Annotated in this window: 18 protein-coding genes; 8 read left to right on the forward strand and 10 right to left on the reverse strand. The window is 55.2% G+C overall.

From position 1 onward, the window contains the following. The 5 genes from E1B03_RS25920 (at position 1) to E1B03_RS25940 (ending at position 4961) form a co-directional block, all read left to right on the forward strand. Positions 1–315, forward strand: a complete 315-nt coding sequence (locus tag E1B03_RS25920; protein ID WP_043018776.1) for a PTS sugar transporter subunit IIB — start codon at positions 1–3, stop codon at positions 313–315. A 12-nt stretch (positions 316–327) separates the two neighbouring features. Further along, positions 328–1659 carry a PTS sugar transporter subunit IIC gene (locus tag E1B03_RS25925; protein ID WP_133087166.1) on the forward strand — a complete coding sequence of 444 codons (1332 nt, stop codon included), beginning with the start codon at positions 328–330 and terminating at the stop codon, positions 1657–1659. 20 nt (positions 1660–1679) lie between these two features. Next, positions 1680–3062: a glycoside hydrolase family 1 protein gene (locus E1B03_RS25930; protein WP_133087167.1), complete on the forward strand. Its 1383-nt coding sequence runs from the start codon at positions 1680–1682 to the stop codon at positions 3060–3062. Between the two features lie 11 nt (positions 3063–3073). Continuing rightward, positions 3074–3376: a PTS lactose/cellobiose transporter subunit IIA gene (locus tag E1B03_RS25935; protein WP_008786514.1), complete on the forward strand. Its 303-nt coding sequence runs from the start codon at positions 3074–3076 to the stop codon at positions 3374–3376. A gap of 205 nt (positions 3377–3581) precedes the next feature. Next, on the forward strand, positions 3582–4961 hold the full coding sequence (locus E1B03_RS25940) for a carbohydrate porin (RefSeq protein ID WP_133087168.1): 1380 nt from the start codon (positions 3582–3584) through the stop codon (positions 4959–4961). A gap of 107 nt (positions 4962–5068) precedes the next feature. Here E1B03_RS25940 and nepI read toward each other — a convergent pair whose 3' ends face one another. From nepI to ivbL, 9 genes are all read right to left on the reverse strand, one after another. After that, positions 5069–6262: a purine ribonucleoside efflux pump NepI gene (nepI, locus tag E1B03_RS25945; RefSeq protein WP_133087169.1), complete on the reverse strand. Its 1194-nt coding sequence runs from the start codon at positions 6260–6262 to the stop codon at positions 5069–5071. A gap of 170 nt (positions 6263–6432) precedes the next feature. Then, entirely contained in the window at positions 6433–6885 is a 453-nt protein-coding gene (locus tag E1B03_RS25950; RefSeq protein WP_103769380.1) for a DUF1198 family protein, read from the reverse strand. Between the two features lie 148 nt (positions 6886–7033). Continuing rightward, the gene (gene uhpT / locus E1B03_RS25955) at positions 7034–8425 is read right to left on the reverse strand and encodes a hexose-6-phosphate:phosphate antiporter (RefSeq protein WP_103769379.1); all 1392 of its coding nucleotides are present in this window, start codon (positions 8423–8425) and stop codon (positions 7034–7036) included. Between the two features lie 142 nt (positions 8426–8567). Then, a complete protein-coding gene (uhpC, locus tag E1B03_RS25960) occupies positions 8568–9896 on the reverse strand; it encodes an MFS transporter (RefSeq protein WP_103769378.1) in 1329 nt (442 codons plus the stop codon). A gap of 9 nt (positions 9897–9905) precedes the next feature. Next, on the reverse strand, positions 9906–11408 hold the full coding sequence (gene uhpB / locus E1B03_RS25965; RefSeq protein WP_103769377.1) for a signal transduction histidine-protein kinase/phosphatase UhpB: 1503 nt from the start codon (positions 11406–11408) through the stop codon (positions 9906–9908). Then, entirely contained in the window at positions 11405–11998 is a 594-nt protein-coding gene (gene uhpA / locus E1B03_RS25970) for a response regulator transcription factor UhpA (RefSeq protein ID WP_103769376.1), read from the reverse strand. The genes uhpB and uhpA overlap by 4 nt, the downstream gene beginning before the upstream one ends. 154 nt (positions 11999–12152) lie before the next feature. Next, a complete protein-coding gene (ilvN, locus tag E1B03_RS25975) occupies positions 12153–12443 on the reverse strand; it encodes an acetolactate synthase small subunit (protein WP_103769375.1) in 291 nt (96 codons plus the stop codon). Between the two features lie 3 nt (positions 12444–12446). Continuing rightward, a complete protein-coding gene (gene ilvB / locus E1B03_RS25980) occupies positions 12447–14135 on the reverse strand; it encodes an acetolactate synthase large subunit (RefSeq protein ID WP_103769374.1) in 1689 nt (562 codons plus the stop codon). 107 nt (positions 14136–14242) lie between these two features. Then, the gene (gene ivbL, locus E1B03_RS25985) at positions 14243–14341 is read right to left on the reverse strand and encodes an ilvB operon leader peptide IvbL (RefSeq protein WP_003827118.1); all 99 of its coding nucleotides are present in this window, start codon (positions 14339–14341) and stop codon (positions 14243–14245) included. A gap of 522 nt (positions 14342–14863) precedes the next feature. On the opposite strand from ivbL, the gene tisB reads away from it, so the two are divergent. The 3 genes from tisB (at position 14864) to emrD (ending at position 17287) form a co-directional block, all read left to right on the forward strand. Next, positions 14864–14953 carry a type I toxin-antitoxin system toxin TisB gene (tisB, locus tag E1B03_RS25995; RefSeq protein WP_003023909.1) on the forward strand — a complete coding sequence of 30 codons (90 nt, stop codon included), beginning with the start codon at positions 14864–14866 and terminating at the stop codon, positions 14951–14953. 122 nt (positions 14954–15075) lie between these two features. Then, complete coding sequence (locus E1B03_RS26000) at positions 15076–15909, forward strand: DMT family transporter (protein ID WP_133087171.1); 834 nt, start codon at positions 15076–15078, stop codon at positions 15907–15909. Positions 15910–16102: 193 nt separating this feature from the next. Further along, positions 16103–17287, forward strand: coding sequence for a multidrug efflux MFS transporter EmrD (gene emrD, locus E1B03_RS26005; RefSeq protein ID WP_075848952.1), 1185 nt, complete (start codon positions 16103–16105; stop codon positions 17285–17287). Here the strand turns inward: emrD and E1B03_RS26010 are convergent. Further along, the gene (locus tag E1B03_RS26010) at positions 17214–18296 is read right to left on the reverse strand and encodes a cellulase family glycosylhydrolase (RefSeq protein WP_133087172.1); all 1083 of its coding nucleotides are present in this window, start codon (positions 18294–18296) and stop codon (positions 17214–17216) included. The two genes, emrD and E1B03_RS26010, sit on opposite strands and share 74 nt — an antisense overlap. Positions 18297–18361: the final 65 nt, after the last annotated feature.

Here is an 18361-nt window from a genome sequence, read left to right on the forward strand (position 1 = left end):
ATGTTCAGGATTATGTTGTGTTGTTCGGCAGGGATGTCCACCAGCTTGCTGGTTCGTAAAATGATTGAGGAGGCAGAATCTCGCGGGCTGCCCGTGAAGATTGAGGCCTACGGCGTTTCCGAATTTGACATACAGTTTCCAAATTACCAGGTGGTACTGCTCGGCCCCCAGGTAAAGTACATGCTTAATACGCTCTCCGAAAAGGCTGCCACCCAGGGTATACCCGTAAAAGCCATAGATATGATGGATTACGGTATGCAACGCGGTGACAAAGTGCTGGATTATGCTCTGTCGCTGATTGAAGCGACACACTAGAAGGGTGTCTCTATGAGTTCGTTATATCAGTCAATGGTTGCCGTCATTGAACAATCCATCACCCCTATCGCTGGCAAGTTAGGGCAGCAAAAATATGTGATTGCGATTCGTGACGGTTTTACGGCGGCGCTGCCGTTTATGATCATCGGCTCTTTCATGCTGGTGTTTATTTTTCCGCCGTTCTCTGCCGATACCACCAACAGCTTTGCCCGAGGCTGGCTCGACTTCTCGGCAACTTATCGTGAACAGCTGATGCTGCCGTTTAACCTCAGCATGGGTGTTATGACGTTCTTTATTTCCGTGGGCATTGGTGCCAGTCTGGGCCGTCAGTTTAATCTCGATCCGATCATGTCTGGCCTGCTGGCCTTTATGGCGTTTTTGCTGGTTGCTGCGCCCTATGCCGACGGTAAAATCTCCACGCAATATCTGTCTGGTCAGGGGATCTTTACCGCCCTCATCACCGCTATTTACTCCACCCGCATCTATGCCTGTCTGAAGCAGAATAACGTGACAATACGCCTGCCGAAGGAAGTGCCGACCGGCGTCGCGCGTTCATTTGAAATCCTGATTCCGGTACTGGTGGTGATTGCGACCCTGCATCCGCTGAACCTGTTTATCGAAGCACAAACCGGAATGATCATCCCGCAGGCGATTATGCACCTGCTGGAGCCGCTGGTTTCCGCTTCTGACTCCCTGCCAGCCATTCTGCTTTCCGTCCTGCTGTGCCAGATTTTCTGGTTTGCGGGTATTCACGGCGCGCTGATTGTCACCGGAATTATGAACCCATTCTGGATGGCTAACTTATCCGCCAACCAGGCTGCTCTGGCGGCAGGAGCAGCGCTACCTCACGTCTATCTGCAAGGCTTCTGGGATCACTACCTGCTGATTGGTGGCGTTGGTTCGACATTACCGCTGGCGTTCCTGCTGCTGCGCAGCCGCGTCGCCCACCTGCGCACCATCGGCAAAATGGGAATTGTGCCTAGTTTCTTTAATATCAATGAGCCTATTCTGTTTGGTGCGCCAATCATCATGAACCCGATGTTGTTCATCCCGTTCGTCTGCGTCCCGTTGGTCAACGCCGTGCTGGCCTATAGCGCCACCAAACTCGGCTGGCTGGCACAAGTCGTTTCGCTGACGCCGTGGACCACGCCTGCGCCGATCGGTGCATCCTGGGCCGCGAACTGGGCGTTAAGCCCGGTGGTGATGTGCTTTATCTGTATGGCGATGTCAGCGCTGATGTACCTACCATTCCTGCGAGCTTACGAACGTTCTTTGCTGAAAACCGAAGAGCAAAAAGCCCAGGATGCCGTCTCCGTGGCGAACGCTGCCCGTAGCAACTCATAATGAATCAAGGAGTCAGAACAATGAGATACCGTTTTCCTGAGAACTTCTGGTGGGGCAGTGCCTGCTCAGCGCTGCAAACCGAAGGGGATAGCCTGAACGGCGGCAAAAGCCAGACCACGTGGGACGTGTGGTTCGACCGTCAGCCAGGTCGTTTCCATCAGGGGGTTGGTCCGGCAAATACCTCGACCTTTTATCAGCACTGGAAACAAGACATCGCACTGCTCAAACAGCTGAAGCACAACAGCTTCCGCACGTCTCTGAGCTGGTCGCGACTGCTCCCGGACGGTACCGGCGAGGTTAATCCTGAAGCCGTCGAGTTCTATAACAACGTTATCGACGAGCTGCTCGCACAGGGTATTACGCCCTTTATCACCCTGTTCCACTTCGACATGCCAATGGTGATGCAGGAGAAAGGCGGCTGGGAAAACCGTGAAGTGGTCGAGGCGTTTGGCCGCTACGCACAGACGTGTTTCAAATTGTTCGGCAACCGGGTGAAGCACTGGTTTACTTTCAACGAGCCAATTGTCCCGGTAGAAGGCGGCTATCTGTATGACTTCCATTACCCTAACGTGGTGGATTTCAAACGCGCAGCCACCGTGGCGTATCACACCGTACTGGCGCATTCTATGGCGGTTCGGGCGTATCGTGATGCAAACCATGACGGTGAAATCGGCGTAGTGCTGAATTTAACGCCTTCCTACCCGCGCTCGCAAAATCCGGCGGATGTGAAAGCCGCACACTATGCGGATCTGCTGTTTAACCGCAGCTTCCTCGACCCGGTGCTGAAGGGTGAATACCCGGCAGACCTGGTGGCATTGCTGAAAGAATACGATCAGCTTCCGGCCTGCCAGCCCGACGACGCGCAGTTGATCGCCGACGGTAAAATCGACCTGTTGGGGATTAACTATTACCAACCGCGTCGCGTGAAATGTCGCGATAGCGCCGTCAATCCTGACGCACCGTTTATGCCAGAGTCGCTGTTTGATTACTACGAAATGCCGGGCCGGAAAATGAACCCTTATCGTGGATGGGAAATTTATGAGCCGGGTATTTACGATATTATTACTAATCTACGTGATAATTATGGTAACCCGCGCTGTTTTATTTCTGAAAACGGTATGGGAGTCGAGAATGAGCAGCGTTTTATTCAGCAAGCGCAAATCAACGACAGTTACCGTATTGAATTTGTCTCTGAGCATCTTAAATGGCTACATAAAGGAATTAACGAAGGCTGTAATTGCCTTGGCTACCATATGTGGACCTTTATTGATAACTGGTCATGGCTCAACGGCTATAAAAACCGCTACGGTTTTGTCCAGTTAGATTTAGCAACGCAAAAACGCACGGTGAAAAAGAGCGGCGAATGGTTTGCCCATACCGCCGAAAATAATGGTTTTAATTGAGAACAGAAGAAATGATTGCATTAGAAGAAGCAGTAATGGAAATCATCGTCAATGCCGGACAGTCCCGTAGCCTGTGCTTCGAAGCACTACATGCCGCGCGCGCCGGGAATATTGACGAGGCAAAAAGCCTGCTTCGTGAGGCTGACGGCTACGCCCGTCAGGCTCATCACATGCAAACCAAATTGATCGAACAGGACGCCGGGGAAGCCCGGCAACCCATGACATTAATTATGGTGCATGCGCAGGATCACTTAATGACATCGTTATTAGCCCGCGAACTGTCAGAAGAAATTATCCATCTGTATCAGCGTTAATCGTTAATTAACATTCAACAACGGAGATAGCATTACGATTAAATAAAGCAACCCTGTACCCGTTATTAAAACAGAAAAATCAACTTGTTTTGGTGATAGCAAATTTAACCGAGACGGGATGGTTATTATCTTAAAATAAATTAATACACACGCTTATTCAGAATGCTCCGCGCAAACTGAAGGGTAAAGTGTCGATGAGATAACCATGAACATGATAAAAAAACTTCCAGTCACGCTGGCGGTCATCGCCGCGCTGTGCCCAATTTCTGTCCTCGCACAGGAATTCACACAAGAACAAATTGATGCCATCGTCGCCAAAGCCGTCGATAAAGCGCTGGCAGAGCGTCAGGCGAAAATGGATGCCGCCGTCGCGAAAAAAACCGATGTTATTAACGAGCCGCAAAGCGCGGCGCAATCGCCGGATATGGCGATTCCGTTCGGTGTGAAATTTAGCGGCTATGCGCGGTACGGCGCGCATTTCCAGAGCGGCGATCAGAAATACGTTGGCGTAGATGGCTCCTACAACGGTGCTTCCGCTATCGGTCGCCTGGGTAACGAAGGCAACGGCGGCGAGTTCCAGCTCTCAAAAGCGTTTAAAAGCGACAACGGCGCTATCTGGGACATCAACGTGATGATCGACCATTGGGGCGACGAAGTTAACCTGAAAAAAGCCTATGCGGGCGTAACCAACGTGCTGGAATCCAATCCTAACGCCTATATCTGGGCAGGCCGCGACTTCCACCAGCGTCCGCAACAGGGGATCAACGACTACTTCTGGATGAACCACGACGGTCAGGGTGCCGGGGTGAAAAACTTCGACATCGGCGGCGTACAGTTTGATGTCGCCACCGTTGCCGCAGTTGAATCGTGCAGCCCGGAAGTGATGGAGGACGAAGCTAACCCGTCACGCATTACCTGTACCGGCGGTTCCGGCACCGGTGATAAAGGCAACTACGCGGTTACGTCAAAAATTCACAATATGAAGGTCGGCCCGCTGGATCTGGAGATCTACGCCAACTACGGTTTTGACTCTAAAGCCGTCGAAAGCGATGACCGCCTGAAAGCCTGGCAGGGCGCATTCGTGCTGAGCCACACCAACGACAGCGGCGTGAACAAAGTGATTGCCCGTTATTCTGATAATTCCGACAACAGCGTCTATAACAAAACTGACGATCTGACCACGGTTTACGCCAGCTTCGAGGGAAGCCATAAGTTTACCCGTCAGGCGCAGGTAGAATATCTGTTAGCGTTCCATGATTACGACAACAGCGCCGATAAGAGCGATAACCGTAAGAACTACGGTGCGATTGTGCGTCCGATGTACTTCTGGAACGACGTTCACTCCACCTGGCTGGAAGCGGGCTATCAGCGTGTTGATTACGACAACGGCGGGGATAACCACGGCTGGAAACTGACCTTGTCGCAGAACATGTCGATCGCCATGGGACCGGAGTTCCGCCCGATGCTGCGCTTCTACGTCACCGGCGGCAAAGTGGACAATGACCGCACTGCGCGGGTGAACGGCACACAGGATGAAACGCTGGACGACTTCAACCTTGGTGCCATGTGGGAAGCGTGGTTCTGATTAGTAAGTCGTGAAGTGCCGGATGCGGCGAGAACGCCTTATCCGGCTTACGGTTAGAGCCTGTAGGCCGGATAAGCGCAGCGCCATCCGGCAAATAGCTCCTGAGATCATTGCATATCCTTTATGCGAACTTTCGCTGCCACCAGAAGCGCCGTCAGCAGCATCAGGCTGCCGGAGAGCATCAGGGGCGACAGCAGTCCGAGGTTATCGAGCGCATAGCCTCCCACCGCTGCCCCGCAGGTATTGGCAAGCTGGATCACGGCGACCTGGACGGATCCGGCTTTTTCTGCCTGATCGGCAAGCGAGCGCGTGATCCACGTCGACCAACCAACCGGCACCAGAGCAAACAACAGACCCCAGATAATCGCAATTCCTGCCGCCACCACTTTGTCGCTGCCCCCCAGGATCAGGACCAACGCACTGAGCGCCAGCACCAATGGCGCACCGGCTAAGGCCAGTTTTACCGAGCGCTTCAGAATCATCGACGAGAACGACGTCCCAACAAAACTGGCAATACCAAAGCTCAGCAACACCAGCGTCAGGCCATCAACGTCAAAACCGGCCAGATTCATATAGATCGGGCGAATATAGGTAAAGAAGGCGAACTGCCCGGCAAAGGACATGAAGATGGCAATCATGCCAGCCATCACCCCCGGCCGTTGCAGCAGGCGAAACATGTTCTGTTTCTGATGCGAAGGTTCACCAGGCAGCGAAGGCAACGATCTCACCACCCATATAGTGCACAGCACGCCCATTACCGCCGCCGCATTAAACACGTTGCGCCAGCCGATAATGCCGCCCAAAAAGCTCCCAAGCGGCGCGGCAATCACCAGCGCGATTGAGACCGCGCCAAAAATTACCGACAGTGCTTTCGGTACCGTGCGTGCGGGAACCAGACGCATGGTCAGCGACGCCGACATCGCCCAGAAGCCGCCAAGCGCGAGACCGAGGCAGGCGCGGCCAACGAGCAGCAGCGAAAAAGAGTTGGCAAAGGAAACCAGCAGACAGGAGAGCGTCAGCAACACCGAAAACAGGATCACCACGTAGCGACGATCGGTCGCCTGAATAATTTGCGTCACAAACAGGCTGGCAAACATGGCGACAAATGCCGTCACGGTCACCGATTGGCCGGCCACACCTTCAGAAATCCCCAGATCCTGCGCCATCGGCGTTAACAGGCTAACGGGCAGAAACTCAACGGTTATCAGGCAGGCAACGCAGAACGCCACGGCAAACACCGCCGACCAGTTCGGGCGGACATTTGCCTCAGCGCGGGATTTTTGTTCAACAGCTTCACTCATTTTGTTACCTGCGTGGGGTTATTGTAGAAAAGTTACGCAGTGTAACATTAAATTTGTGACGCATTTAACGTTTTGGCAACTCTCAACGCCGGATAGCGGCGTCGCCTTATCCGGCCTACGACCGAGCTCCTTTGTAGGCCTGATAAGCGTAGCGCCATCAGGCATCACTATCAGTGCAGCCAGTGCACACCCTCTTCGGGCTGGAAAAAGGCGTTATAGCGCATCTGGAACACATTAAGCTCCTGCATATCCGGCTCCATCTCGCGCAGAAATCCGAGCGCCAGACGCACCTGAGCGTCGGTAATCGGTGCGGCGAGCCGGGCTTTTTGCAGCCAACGGTGCCACTGCAGCAGGTTCTGCTCGCTGCCGTCGACAATAACGATTTGCCAGATCAACAGCACCTGGGCGGCATTTTGCAGATGCGATTCATCCGGGCGGTGCAGGTATTGTAAAAAAGCCTCCCCCTGTACTTTTCCCATCTGATCGATCATCGATTCTACCGGCACGACATCAATATTCAGTCGCTCGCTCAGACGACGAATCGCCCGTCGCGACCCGGACGTCAGCACCCGAAAACCCACCACAAAAACAACCACCAACGTGGCCAGCATTATCCAAATCATGTGCACATCCATTACCAGACAGGACGCCCATCATAGCGGCAAATTCACCTCTGTCGACGGCTGAACGTGTCAACTCTGTAGAGGACAGATCCGAGGCATAAAAAAGCCCGCCATTAAGGCGGGCAAAAGTTACCAATGCACACTTAACTTAAGCGACTTTCAATTGTTGAATCTTTTTCTCGCGGCGAATTTTACGTTCTTCAAACACGGCCACGACGGCCATCAGACAGATACAACCGATGGCAGCAGCATCCAGCGCGGCGAAGGTGCCCGCCCAGCCGGTCAGACCGAAAATCGGCGTGCCGTCGGCAATCATTCCCAGACCTAACTTGGCGAAGCTGTCACCAATCAGATAAGCGAAAGTGCCTTTAATCCCATCGGCTGCGCCGATCGCTTTTTTCGGCACAAATCCGACTGCCGCAACGCCGATTAATAGCTGTGGACCGAACACCAGGAAGCCCAGCGCAAACAGCGAAGCCAGATAGACGTACTGGTTGCTGGCGTGTTGATAAACGCCCAGGGTGGCGATAATCAACGCCAGCGCTACGCAGGCCACCAGCGCACGACGACCGTTAGCCAGATCAGAGAGCCAGCCCCACATCAGCGTACCGACCAGCGCGCCCACTTCAAACAGGGTAAAGCCCTGAATCGCCACTTCTTTGGAGAGCTTCAGTTCCTGGAAAGCGTAGACGGTGGACCACTGGTCGATACCGATACGCACCACGTACAGGAAGATGTTCGAGAAACATAACAGCCAAATAACTTTGTTTTTCAGCACGTACTCAACAAAGATCTGCCATTTGGTCATGTCGTTTTCTTCAGTCTCTTTGTCCTCTTCGCTGATCTCCTCGCCGAACAGCTCTTCGGCTTTACCGAGACCATAAGATTCCGGGGAGTCGCTGCCGTAGCGCAGGCCGATAAAGCCGACTATCAGGGCAATAATTGACGGGAAGATAAACATCCCGATGACATGACCATCGAACAGATAGTTAGCGCCAAACAGCGCCACGCCCGCCGCACCCGCACCGCCGAGATTGTGAGAGATGTTCCACATGCCGAGGTAAGAACCCCTCTTGCGACGCGGCGTCCATTTGGTGATGGTGGAATAGCTACACGAGCCGCCGGTACTCTGGAAGAAACCGCTCAGCGCGTAGAAGGCGATCATCAAAAACAGGCTGGTTGAACCCGCGCCCATGCTGGCGCTGAAGCCGAGCATACAGATGGCGGAGAGGATCAGCATAAACGGCAGGAACTGTTTGGTGTTTTTGCCATCCGCGTAGTAGGAAACCAGCGTTTTACCCACGCCGTAGGTGATGGAGAAGCCCAGGCCAATCATCCCCAGCTGCGTCATGCTCAGCCCGTAGGTGGAGATCATGTCGTTCTGCGCGATGTTGAAGTTTTTGCGGATCAGGTACATGGTCAGGTAGCCGATAAAGACCACCAGATAGGACTGCATGAACGGTTTGAACCACATTTTGCGCCGCACATCGAGCGGCAGATCCAGGGTCGGCTTGCGCACCTGGTTTAGAAAGGCCAGCATTTGACACTCCCGAGCTAATTTTTATACCTGCGAATGGCAGGCATTGTAAAAATCAGCCGGAAGACACGCCTGAGACAGCGTCCAGGTGAAACCGGGAAAATTTCTTAGTTTTGCCCCACTCGGGGCAAAAAGGTGAGGTGCATCACGCTTCGTTGAGATCGCGCGGAGCCTGGGCGTTTAAAAACGGCAGCAGCAGCAGCGCGGAAATCCCCGCCGCAATGGCGATCACCACAAAGAATCCGGTCCAGTGCCAGACCTCCATCACCTTCGCCAGCGGCCAGCCGGAGAGCGATGCTCCCAGATAGGCAAACAGTCCGACAAACCCGGTTGCCGCGCCCGCCGCCTCTTTGTGCGAACACTCCGCCGCCGCCATGCCGATCAGCATCTGTGGGCCGAAGACGAAGAATCCGGTAGTGAAAAAGCACGCTGCCTGCATCACGTAGCTGGCGAACGGCATCAGCCACAACGAGCCAACGGAGAGCAAAATTCCGGCGGCGAAAATCAGGTTCATCGGACCACGGTTGCCGTTAAACAACTTATCCGATCCCCAACCGGCGACCAGTGCGCCGACAAATCCGCCCAGTTCGAACATCGTCACGGCGGTATTGGCGGTCACCAGATCCACGCCGAGCGTCTCCGACATATACAGATTACCCCAGTCATTGATCGCGGCGCGGACGACGTACACCAGCACATAACACAGCGACAGCAGCCAGATATAAGGATTCAGCAGCACATAGCGGGTGAGGATCTCTTTGCGGCTTAGCCCTGCGCCTTCCTGCTGCTGGGCAATCTCCAGTTCATCATGTCGCCAGTCGCCAATCGGCGGCAGGCCAATTGCCTGCGGTCTGTCGCGCAGCCGCCAGCAGAGAAAAATCCCTACTACAATCGCCAGCAGCCCGGCGATGGTCATCCCGGCGCGCCAGCCGTAGTGCAGCGCCGTCGCCGCCATCACGATGGGGATCAGCGCCCCGCCGACGTTGTGCGCGGTGTTCCACAGCGCCCACCAGCCGCCGCGCTCGGTACGCGAATACCACGCGGTCAATAAACGCGCGCAGACCGGCGATCCCCAGCCCTGGAAAAAGGCGTTCAGCGCCCACAGCACCGCAAATGCCCATAGCGAGGTGGAAAATCCAAACAGAATGTTCACCACGCCGGTGGCAATCAGCCCGATGCCCATAAAATAGCGGGCGTTGGAGCGGTCGCTGACGATACCGGAAACAAACTTCGACAGGCCGTAGGTGATGTAAAACAGCGTCGCCAGTAGCCCAATGTCGCTGCGAGTCAGCACACCGCTGGTGAGGATATCCGGTACGGCGGCGTTGAAGCTTTTGCGTGTGAAATAGAACAGCGCGTAGCCAAGCCAGATGGTGGTCAGAATATGCCGCCGCCAGTAGCGGTAGCGGGCATCCACTTCACGCTTATCAGTAATGAGCGGCGCATTGGCCGGGGCTTTTAAAAACGAAAACATGACCGCGCCTTACACATATCGCTGAGGTAACGACACGCTGACCCGCGTGCCGTGCGTACAGGAAATCGTGAGCTTACCGCCGAGGGCGCTAATACGTTCACGCATCCCGGTGAGGCCAAATCCTTGCTGATTCGAACCCGGCGGCAGTCCGCTGCCGTCGTCCTCAATCACCAGCAATAACCGTTCATCCTGTTGCCAGCCCTGAAGCGTCACCGCGCTGGCGTTGGCGTGCTTCACGATGTTGTTCAGCCCTTCCTGACAAACGCGAAACAGCGTGACGCGCTGGCTTTCGCTGAGTGCAGATTCATCAATTCGCCAGTCGAGATGGCTGACGATGCCGCGGCTTTCCAGCTCCATTTCGCGCATCAGTGAGCGGATGGCCTGCTCCAGCGTGAGATCGTCCAGTTGGCGTGGTCGCAGGCGGCCTAACAGGCGACGCACCGAATCGTACACGCCGAGAGAAAGTTGTTCGATATGCGCCCCGCTGCGCTTCACCCCTGCGTTTTCCGGGGCCAGGCGCTGCACGATGCCCGCTTGGGTGCGAATGGCGGTGATGGTCTGACCGATATCATCGTGCAGTTCGCGCGCCACGTCCCGACGCACGCTCTCCTCGGTCTCCAGCAGGCGCTCTGCCAGACGGTGGTTACGCGCTAACTCATTTTGCAGCGACTGGTTCAGCTCGCGCAGACGCTGAATGCCCGCGCCGAGCAGCAGCCCGGTCAGACTTTGTACCAACAGTGAGAGCAACAGGTCGACGGGATGATCGTGCCAGGTCTGGCTGGCAATCAGCGCAATGGCATTCATTAACGTCGCAATCAGCGCCCCCTGCCAGCCGTAGTGCCAGGCGAGCGCAATGATCGGCAACGCGAGGCAAAACGGCGTGAAGCGCGACAGTTCATCCGGTAGGCCAAGCTGCAACCACAGGCTGACGCTAAACAGCAGCAGGTACCAGACCAGATGCCGCCCGCGCCAGTTCACCGGCTGCGACACCACCGCCGGGCCCAGCGGCAGCCAGGTGGTGCTGGTCAGATAGTGCCAGAACACCAGGCAGATCGGGGCCAGCGTTAATCCGCCGGTGAGCGTCAGCAACAGCGCGTTCCACGCCTCTTCGCCTTGCCCAAGCCAGGGCAAGGATTGTAGTAATGCTGCCGCCGTTAGCGCCGCGCCCTGCAACAGCAGCGTGCGCCAGTCGCGCTGATGACGGTATCGCGAAATCAGCATCACCGGGAGTAACGTGAGGGCGCTTCCGATCATCAAAAGTGGCAAATGGGCCAGCGCCACTTCCTGCGCCAGCCAAAAAAGGAGCAGCCATTCCGCGCCCAGCAGTACCGGCCAGTAGCCACGTGGGCATTGCAGCATCAGCCCCAGACGCAGGCCAAATGGAAACAGCAGTACTGCCAGCTCTGGGCGCTCAACCAGATGCAGGCTGATGCTCCACAGGCAAAACCACGCGGCAGAGAAAATAAAAAAGCAGGCAACAACGGTGATTAACCGGGAACAGAGCGTGTTCATTGCCAGCCGTCAAACATCCGACGAGCCAGTTCGACATCGTTGCTGACGCCCAGCTTTTCCATCAGGTTGGCGCGATGCACGTGCACCGTTTTCGGCGACAGACCCAGTTCGGCGGCAATCTCTTTGACCGCCATGCCTTGCGCCAGTTTTTCCGCCACCTGACGTTCGCGTTTGGTGAGCGGATCCTGACGCCCGGCCGCCAGTTTGACGGCGATGTCCGGCGTTAAGTAGCAACCGCCGGTCGCCACGGTGTGCACCGCCGCAATCAGCTCGTCCGGGCTACAGCGTTTGGAGAGAAACCCGCGCGCGCCCGCGTTGAGCGCCTGCTCCACCAGTGCCGGGCTGTCGTGGACGGAGAGCATAATAATGGCCATGCCTTTAGGTAGTTGGCTGAGCAGTTCAAGGCCGGAGATGTCTGGCATCGAGATATCACAGATACACACCTGCACACCGCGTCCCGGTAATCCCACCAGCGCGTCGCTGCCTGAGCCAAACTCAGCCACAACCTGCAAATCAGGCTCAAGGCCGAGCAGTTGGGCAAAGCCGGAGCGGACGATGGTGTGGTCGTCGATAAGGGCAACGGTGATCATGGGTTCATCCTGGCGCTAAGACATGCCTGATGGCGCTGCGCTTATCAGGCCTACGGGCGGGTGCCATTGTAGGCCGGATAAGGTATTAATGCCGCCATCCGGCAAAAGCGCTTACCTTAACGATAAGTGCTTTGGTGTTCAAGCCTTGAGCGGATCACTCAAAGAACACGGTGATTTTGTTAAACATCGACGGGTCGGACTGATTGCGGGCTACTTTCACCACATCTTCAAGCTTGTCGATCTGGCTTATCATCTGCTCAAGACGTTGATCGTCGTTGACCAGTAGCCAGATGCGGCTCTTATCGCTGCCCTGAATTGGTAGACAGAGAATGCCTTCAACGTTGAACGCGCGGCGGGCAAACAGCCCGCAGACGTGGGTCATTACACCCGGATGGTTGCGCACGGTGAGTTCCAGGATTACGTTGTCATGAGTCTGCTGTTGCATGGCTTATTCCCCCACCATTTCTGTGTTTGCCGCGCCCGGCGGCACCATCGGGTACACTTTTTGTTCGGCATCGATGCGCACGTGGATCAGCGCAGGACCAGGGCGATTAATAATGTCCTGCAACGCTGCCTGCGGGTCCGCTTCGTTATTCAGATCGCAGGTTTCGAGACCAAACCCGGCGGCTATCTGCATAAAGTTAATCATCCCCGGATAGGTCGCTGCAAAAACGCCCTGCTTATAGAACAGACTCTGCTGCTGATATACAAGACCCAACGCTTCGTTATTCATCAGGATAATTTTAATATCCAGCTGATTTTCGCTGGCTGTCGCCATTTCCTGAATATTCATCATCAGGCTGCCATCGCCAGAAAAGCACAGCACTTTTTTGTCCGGGTTCGCCAGAGCTGCGCCAATCGCCGCCGGCAGCCCAAAGCCCATGGTTCCCAGACCGCCGGAGGTCAGCCACTGGCGCGGACGGTTCAGCGGATAAGCCTGTGCCGCCCACATCTGATGCTGGCCTACGTCGGTGGTGATAATGGCGCTGTCGTCCACGCAGGCAGCCACGGCGTTGATCAACCCATAGTGGCTGAGCGGGTCGCTTTCCTGCGGAATAGTGCAAGGGAATTCGCGTTGTAAATCGGCCACCATTTGATGCCACGGCTCTCGCGGCTGCGCGTCAATTAATGGGATCAATTGCGCCAGAACCTCATCGACATCCGCCTGAATCGCCACGTGCGGCTGTTTAATTTTACCCAGCTCCGCGCGGTCGATATCCACGTGGATGATTTTGGCGTTCGGGCAGAACTGCTCGGTTTTACCAATCGCCCGGTCATCAAAACGTGCGCCCAGAACAATCAGTAAATCCGCTTCTTGCAGAATAAAGTTGGTACTGCGCGCGCCGTGCATACCCAGCATGCCTAACGACAGCGGATGCGCTTTCGGCAGCATACCGAGCGCCATTAAGGTCATAGTGGTGGGCAGCGTCGCTTTTTCTGCCAGTTCACGCACGCGCTCAGGCGCGTTAATCACGCCGCCGCCGAGGTACAGCACCGGACGCTGTGCGGCGTTAATCATGGCTGCGGCATCGCGAATACTGTCCTGGCTGAACGCTGGCGCCGCCATTTTCTGCGCAGGCTCCGGCATCTCTTCAATGTCAAAAACGGCGGTTTGAATATCCTTAGGAATGTCTATCCACACCGGGCCTGGACGTCCGGACTGCGCAATGCGGAACGCATCGCTCATGACCTGCGGTAATTCACTGATATGGCGGACCAGATAGTTGTGCTTAGTGATGGGGATAGAGATACCGTAGGTGTCGACTTCCTGGAAGGCGTCAGTACCGATCATCGAAGCCGGAACCTGCCCGGTGATACACACCAGCGGGATGGAATCCAGACGCGCGTCGGCAATGGCGGTCACCAGGTTGGTTGCACCCGGTCCGCTACAGGCCATACAGACCGCGGGTTTACCATCGGTTCTCGCCATTCCCTGCGCGATAAACCCTGCGCCCTGCTCGTGGCGCGCCAGGATATGACGGATTTGCGTGCTTTGGCTTAAGGCGTCATAGACGGGAAGAATCGATCCGCCAGGAATACCAGTAACAACCTGAATTCCCTGGCGTTCCAGGAAATGGACGATGAATTCCGCGCCCGTAAAACGCGTACGCTTGGATGTTATGCCCGAACTTGCCATGCTCCAGTCCTTTTATTCTGGGCCTTTGCTCCGGGCAGGTCTCTGAAACGAAAAACCCCGCCCGGTTTGCGCCGGCGGGGTTTTGGAATCGTGTGTTGATTCGGACCCTACGGCGCATTGCCGACGACCACCACCACACGCACGACGACCGCTGCGCGAGATGGCGCAGTTTTTAGTAGGGTCGCAGTCAGCATGGAAGGGTTCATTAGGGACCTGTCTGTTTGTTGTTTAACTGGATTTATACAAACACAGGTTTTTCAGCGTGACAATGGAAAAATTTTCATCTGCATAAAAATGCGTCAACGATCACATTTCACTGTGCGTGGTCGAAAAACAAAAAACCCCGCCGGAGCGAGGTTTTTTTCAGCGCTGTGCGGTTGGTAGCCGCCGAACACACTGTGTTATGTCAACGGAAAAAGTATACGCGTTCTGCGAAGAACACGCAATTTCGGCACGAATTTTGATGGTTTTGAGTATGGAACATGAATGGCGCAATGTCTATAAAACACTGTTAATTTATACAGTATTTATCTATAATGTCTCGGTACGCAATGTGTTATACGGGGGCCGCATCGTAAACCGGCGCATCAAAGTCCTGGCTGAAACGGGTGGTGCCGTCAGCGCCTTAACCCCCGTGTGAGCACACTGTGTTATGTCAACAAAGGTGCTGGCAACAGGCAGCGGCGAGGTACGTCAGCACCGTGCTCCTTGTACCGAAAGGAGAGCGTATGAGCCTCGTGGATATCGCTATTCTTATCCTCAAACTCATTGTTGCAGCACTGCAACTGCTTGATGCCGTTCTGAAATACGTTAAGTAATCAGATTCAAGTCGCACCTAAGGGGGGCGGGTAACATTCCGCTCCCCTTTCACCTTCTCCCTGGTGCTTGTGTCGCGCCAATATGTTACGTTTTTATGACATTCTCAGGGAAGAATACCACCATGACGCTTTCTGTTTTCTGCATTTTGCTGTTCGCCGCGCTGCTGCACGCCAGTTGGAACGCCATCGTCAAAGCTGGAAACGATAAACTGTACTCGGCGATCGGCGTTAGCGGCTCAGCGGCGATTATGGCAGCGATCTGCTTACCCTTCGCGCCTCAGCCTTCCGCCGCCAGCCTGCCATTTTTAGCCGTCTCAACCGCGCTACAAGTGGTGTATACGGTGCTGGTCGCCAAAACCTATCAGGTTTCGGATATGAGCCAGACCTATCCGTTAATGCGCGGAACCGCACCGCTGCTGGTCGCAATTATCAGCGTCCTGTTCCTTGGGGATAGTCTGTCTATGCTTGCGTGGGTGGGGATTGCCACGATCTGCCTGGCCATTCTCGGTATGGCATTTAACGGACGCAGCAGCTCGCAACGTGGGATCGTACTGGCGCTCATTAACGCCTGCTTTATCGCTGGTTACACGCTGGTTGATGGCACCGGCGTTCGCTTATCGGAAACCGCGCTGGGTTATACGCTGTGGACCTTCTTTCTGAACGGCTCCTGCCTGCTGAGCTGGGCGATGATCGCCCGGCGCCGGGAAGCATCACGCTATCTGGTACAGCAGTGGAAGAAAGGTATTCTTGGCGGAATTGGCACGATGGGTTCTTACGGCCTGGCGCTATGGGCCATGACCCAGGCTCCGTTGGCGGTGGTCGCAGCGCTGCGTGAAACCTCCATTCTGTTTGGCGCAGTGCTCGCGTGGCTGCTGCTGAAAGAAAAGGTTGCCGGAATTCGTCTTGTCGCAGCTGCAGGCATTGCAGTAGGCGCGGTTTTACTACGCTTGTCGTGATCGCACCGTAAACCCGACGCAATCCGGCAACATTTGTTGCCGCTTTTTGTTTACATTTCCTGCCGTTCACCCATCAAACATTCCAGCCTACTATCTGGCCTTCTTTTTCTGTTGTGGTAGATTCCACGCGCATTTACGGGAAAGTGCAGCACCTTATTCTTCTTTTTTCTCTTTTTTAAAAGTAATCAGCGAAATGAAAAGGCATAGAAGCGTCAATTTGTTGTTGATGTTGGTATTACTGGTGGCGGTAGGTCAGATGGCGCAAACCATTTATATCCCCGCAATTGCTGATATGGCGCGTGAACTGAACGTTCGCGAAGGAGCGGTGCAAAGCGTGATGGCCGCCTACCTGTTGACCTACGGCCTGTCACAACTGTTTTACGGCCCACTTTCCGATCGCGTTGGCCGCCGTCCGGTGATCCTCGCCGGGATGTCCATTTTTATGCTGGCCACGCTGGTCGCGATTACCACTCATAGCCTGACGGTACTGATTATCGCCAGTGCAATCCAGGGGATGGGAACGGGCGTCGGCGGTGTGATGGCGCGAACATTACCGCGCGATCTGTACGAAGGCACGCAGCTGCGCCACGCGAATAGTTTGTTAAACATGGGGATTCTGGTCAGCCCGCTGCTGGCGCCGCTGATTGGCGGTATGCTGGATACCCTATGGAACTGGCGCGCATGCTACATTTTCCTGTTAGTTCTGTGCGCGGGCGTCACATTTAGTATGGCGCGCTGGATGCCGGAAACGCGTCCTGCGGGAGCCCCGCGCCCACGGCTTATCGCCAGCTATAAAACGCTGTTTGGCAACAGCTCTTTCACCTGTTACGTGCTGATGCTGATCGGCGGTCTGGCGGGCGTTGCGGTCTTCGAAGCTTGCTCCGGGGTATTGTTGGGCGCACGGCTCGGTTTAAGCAGCATGGTGGTCAGTATCCTGTTTATTCTGCCCATCCCGGCAGCGTTTTTCGGTGCCTGGTTCGCCGGTCGCCCGAACAAGCGTTTCTCGACGCTGATGTGGCAGTCGGTTATCTGCTGTCTGGTAGCCGGTTTGATGATGTGGATCCCTGGGCTGTTTGACGTGATGAACGTCTGGACGCTGCTGGTTCCCGCCGCGCTGTTTTTCTTCGGTGCCGGGATGCTGTTTCCGCTGGCGACCAGCGGCGCAATGGAGCCTTTCCCGTTCCTGGCAGGCACTGCCGGCGCGCTGGTTGGGGGATTACAAAACATTGGTTCCGGCGTGCTGGCGTGGTTCTCTGCAATGCTGCCGCAGACCGGACAAGCCAGTCTGGGCCTGCTGATGACCCTTATGGGGCTGTTGATTTTTGTTTGCTGGCTTCCGCTGGCGTCACGCGTGTCGCATCAGGGACAGGCGGTTTAAGCGTATGATGGCCCGGCTTATCGCCGGGCTTTTCGCATTCAGGCGCGATCATCGTCGTCAGCAACGGCTCCAGCGCCGGGCGCCAGGCCCCCTCCTCGCCATCATAGAACTGCGTATCCGCATTGATAGCATAGGGAATTTTCGCTTTCTTCAGCTCGCACGCCATAAAGCGGGCAAACGCCATTTGTGAGGCAGAAGGCGCGTTCCTGATGGTTTCTCCTGGCGACCAGCCTCCTACCCAACTGACATGACCGGTTTTTTGCTGCCAATGAATGGCGGTATTGATGCGGGCGCGAATAGCGGCCTTTTCTGCCGCAGTCCCTGAGGTCCATGGGTATTTACCGTTATTTTTCAGCGGTCCCCACGGAAAAATGTGCCATTGTGCCAGCACGGTATTCTGGCTTTGCGGCGGCAGTTTCAGGTTAAGCAAATCTTCCGGTGCTGAGTGCAGCCGAGGCGCGATGAAAATCATCCGCTGCGGGTCGATGGCATGGATAGTACGAATGGTTTTGTCATATACCCGATTGAGCGATGCCTGATTATGGATGAGCTTATCAGAGGGGTCATATATCAGGTCAAAACCCAGCAACGGCGAGTTTTGACCAAAGTAATGCGCCACCGCCACCCACCAGTTAACCACCTCTTTTTCGTTACCGGCGCTGGGGTCTTTTTTATATTCGTCAGCCTGATAGGTGATTATCGGGATCACGCCATACTGTTCGCAGGCTTCCACCAGCTTGCGCAGATGAATCAGCCGCGCCTCCGTAGGTTCTCCCGCCACGCGAATGCGCACGTGGGTCAACCCTTTCGCCTTATAATCCCGCACCACCAGCGGATCGAATTCACGGATACCCCGATCGGTGCGCGCCCAGTCTACGTCCATCCCAACGCCAAGCTGCTGCGCATACTGTGCCGCCGTCAACGCTGGTTGCGCGGCACACACGGTGGCGCTGGCTAACAGTAAAAGGGAAACAATCGGCTTTAACACGGTCGTCCTTACGCAAATCATCAGGAGTGATATCACGTATTTAGCATGCTTTTTCACTTTCCATGTAGAAAGAAAGCGTAAAAATA

This window comes from Citrobacter arsenatis (genome assembly GCF_004353845.1).
GTDB classification, from domain to species: domain Bacteria; phylum Pseudomonadota; class Gammaproteobacteria; order Enterobacterales; family Enterobacteriaceae; genus Citrobacter; species Citrobacter arsenatis.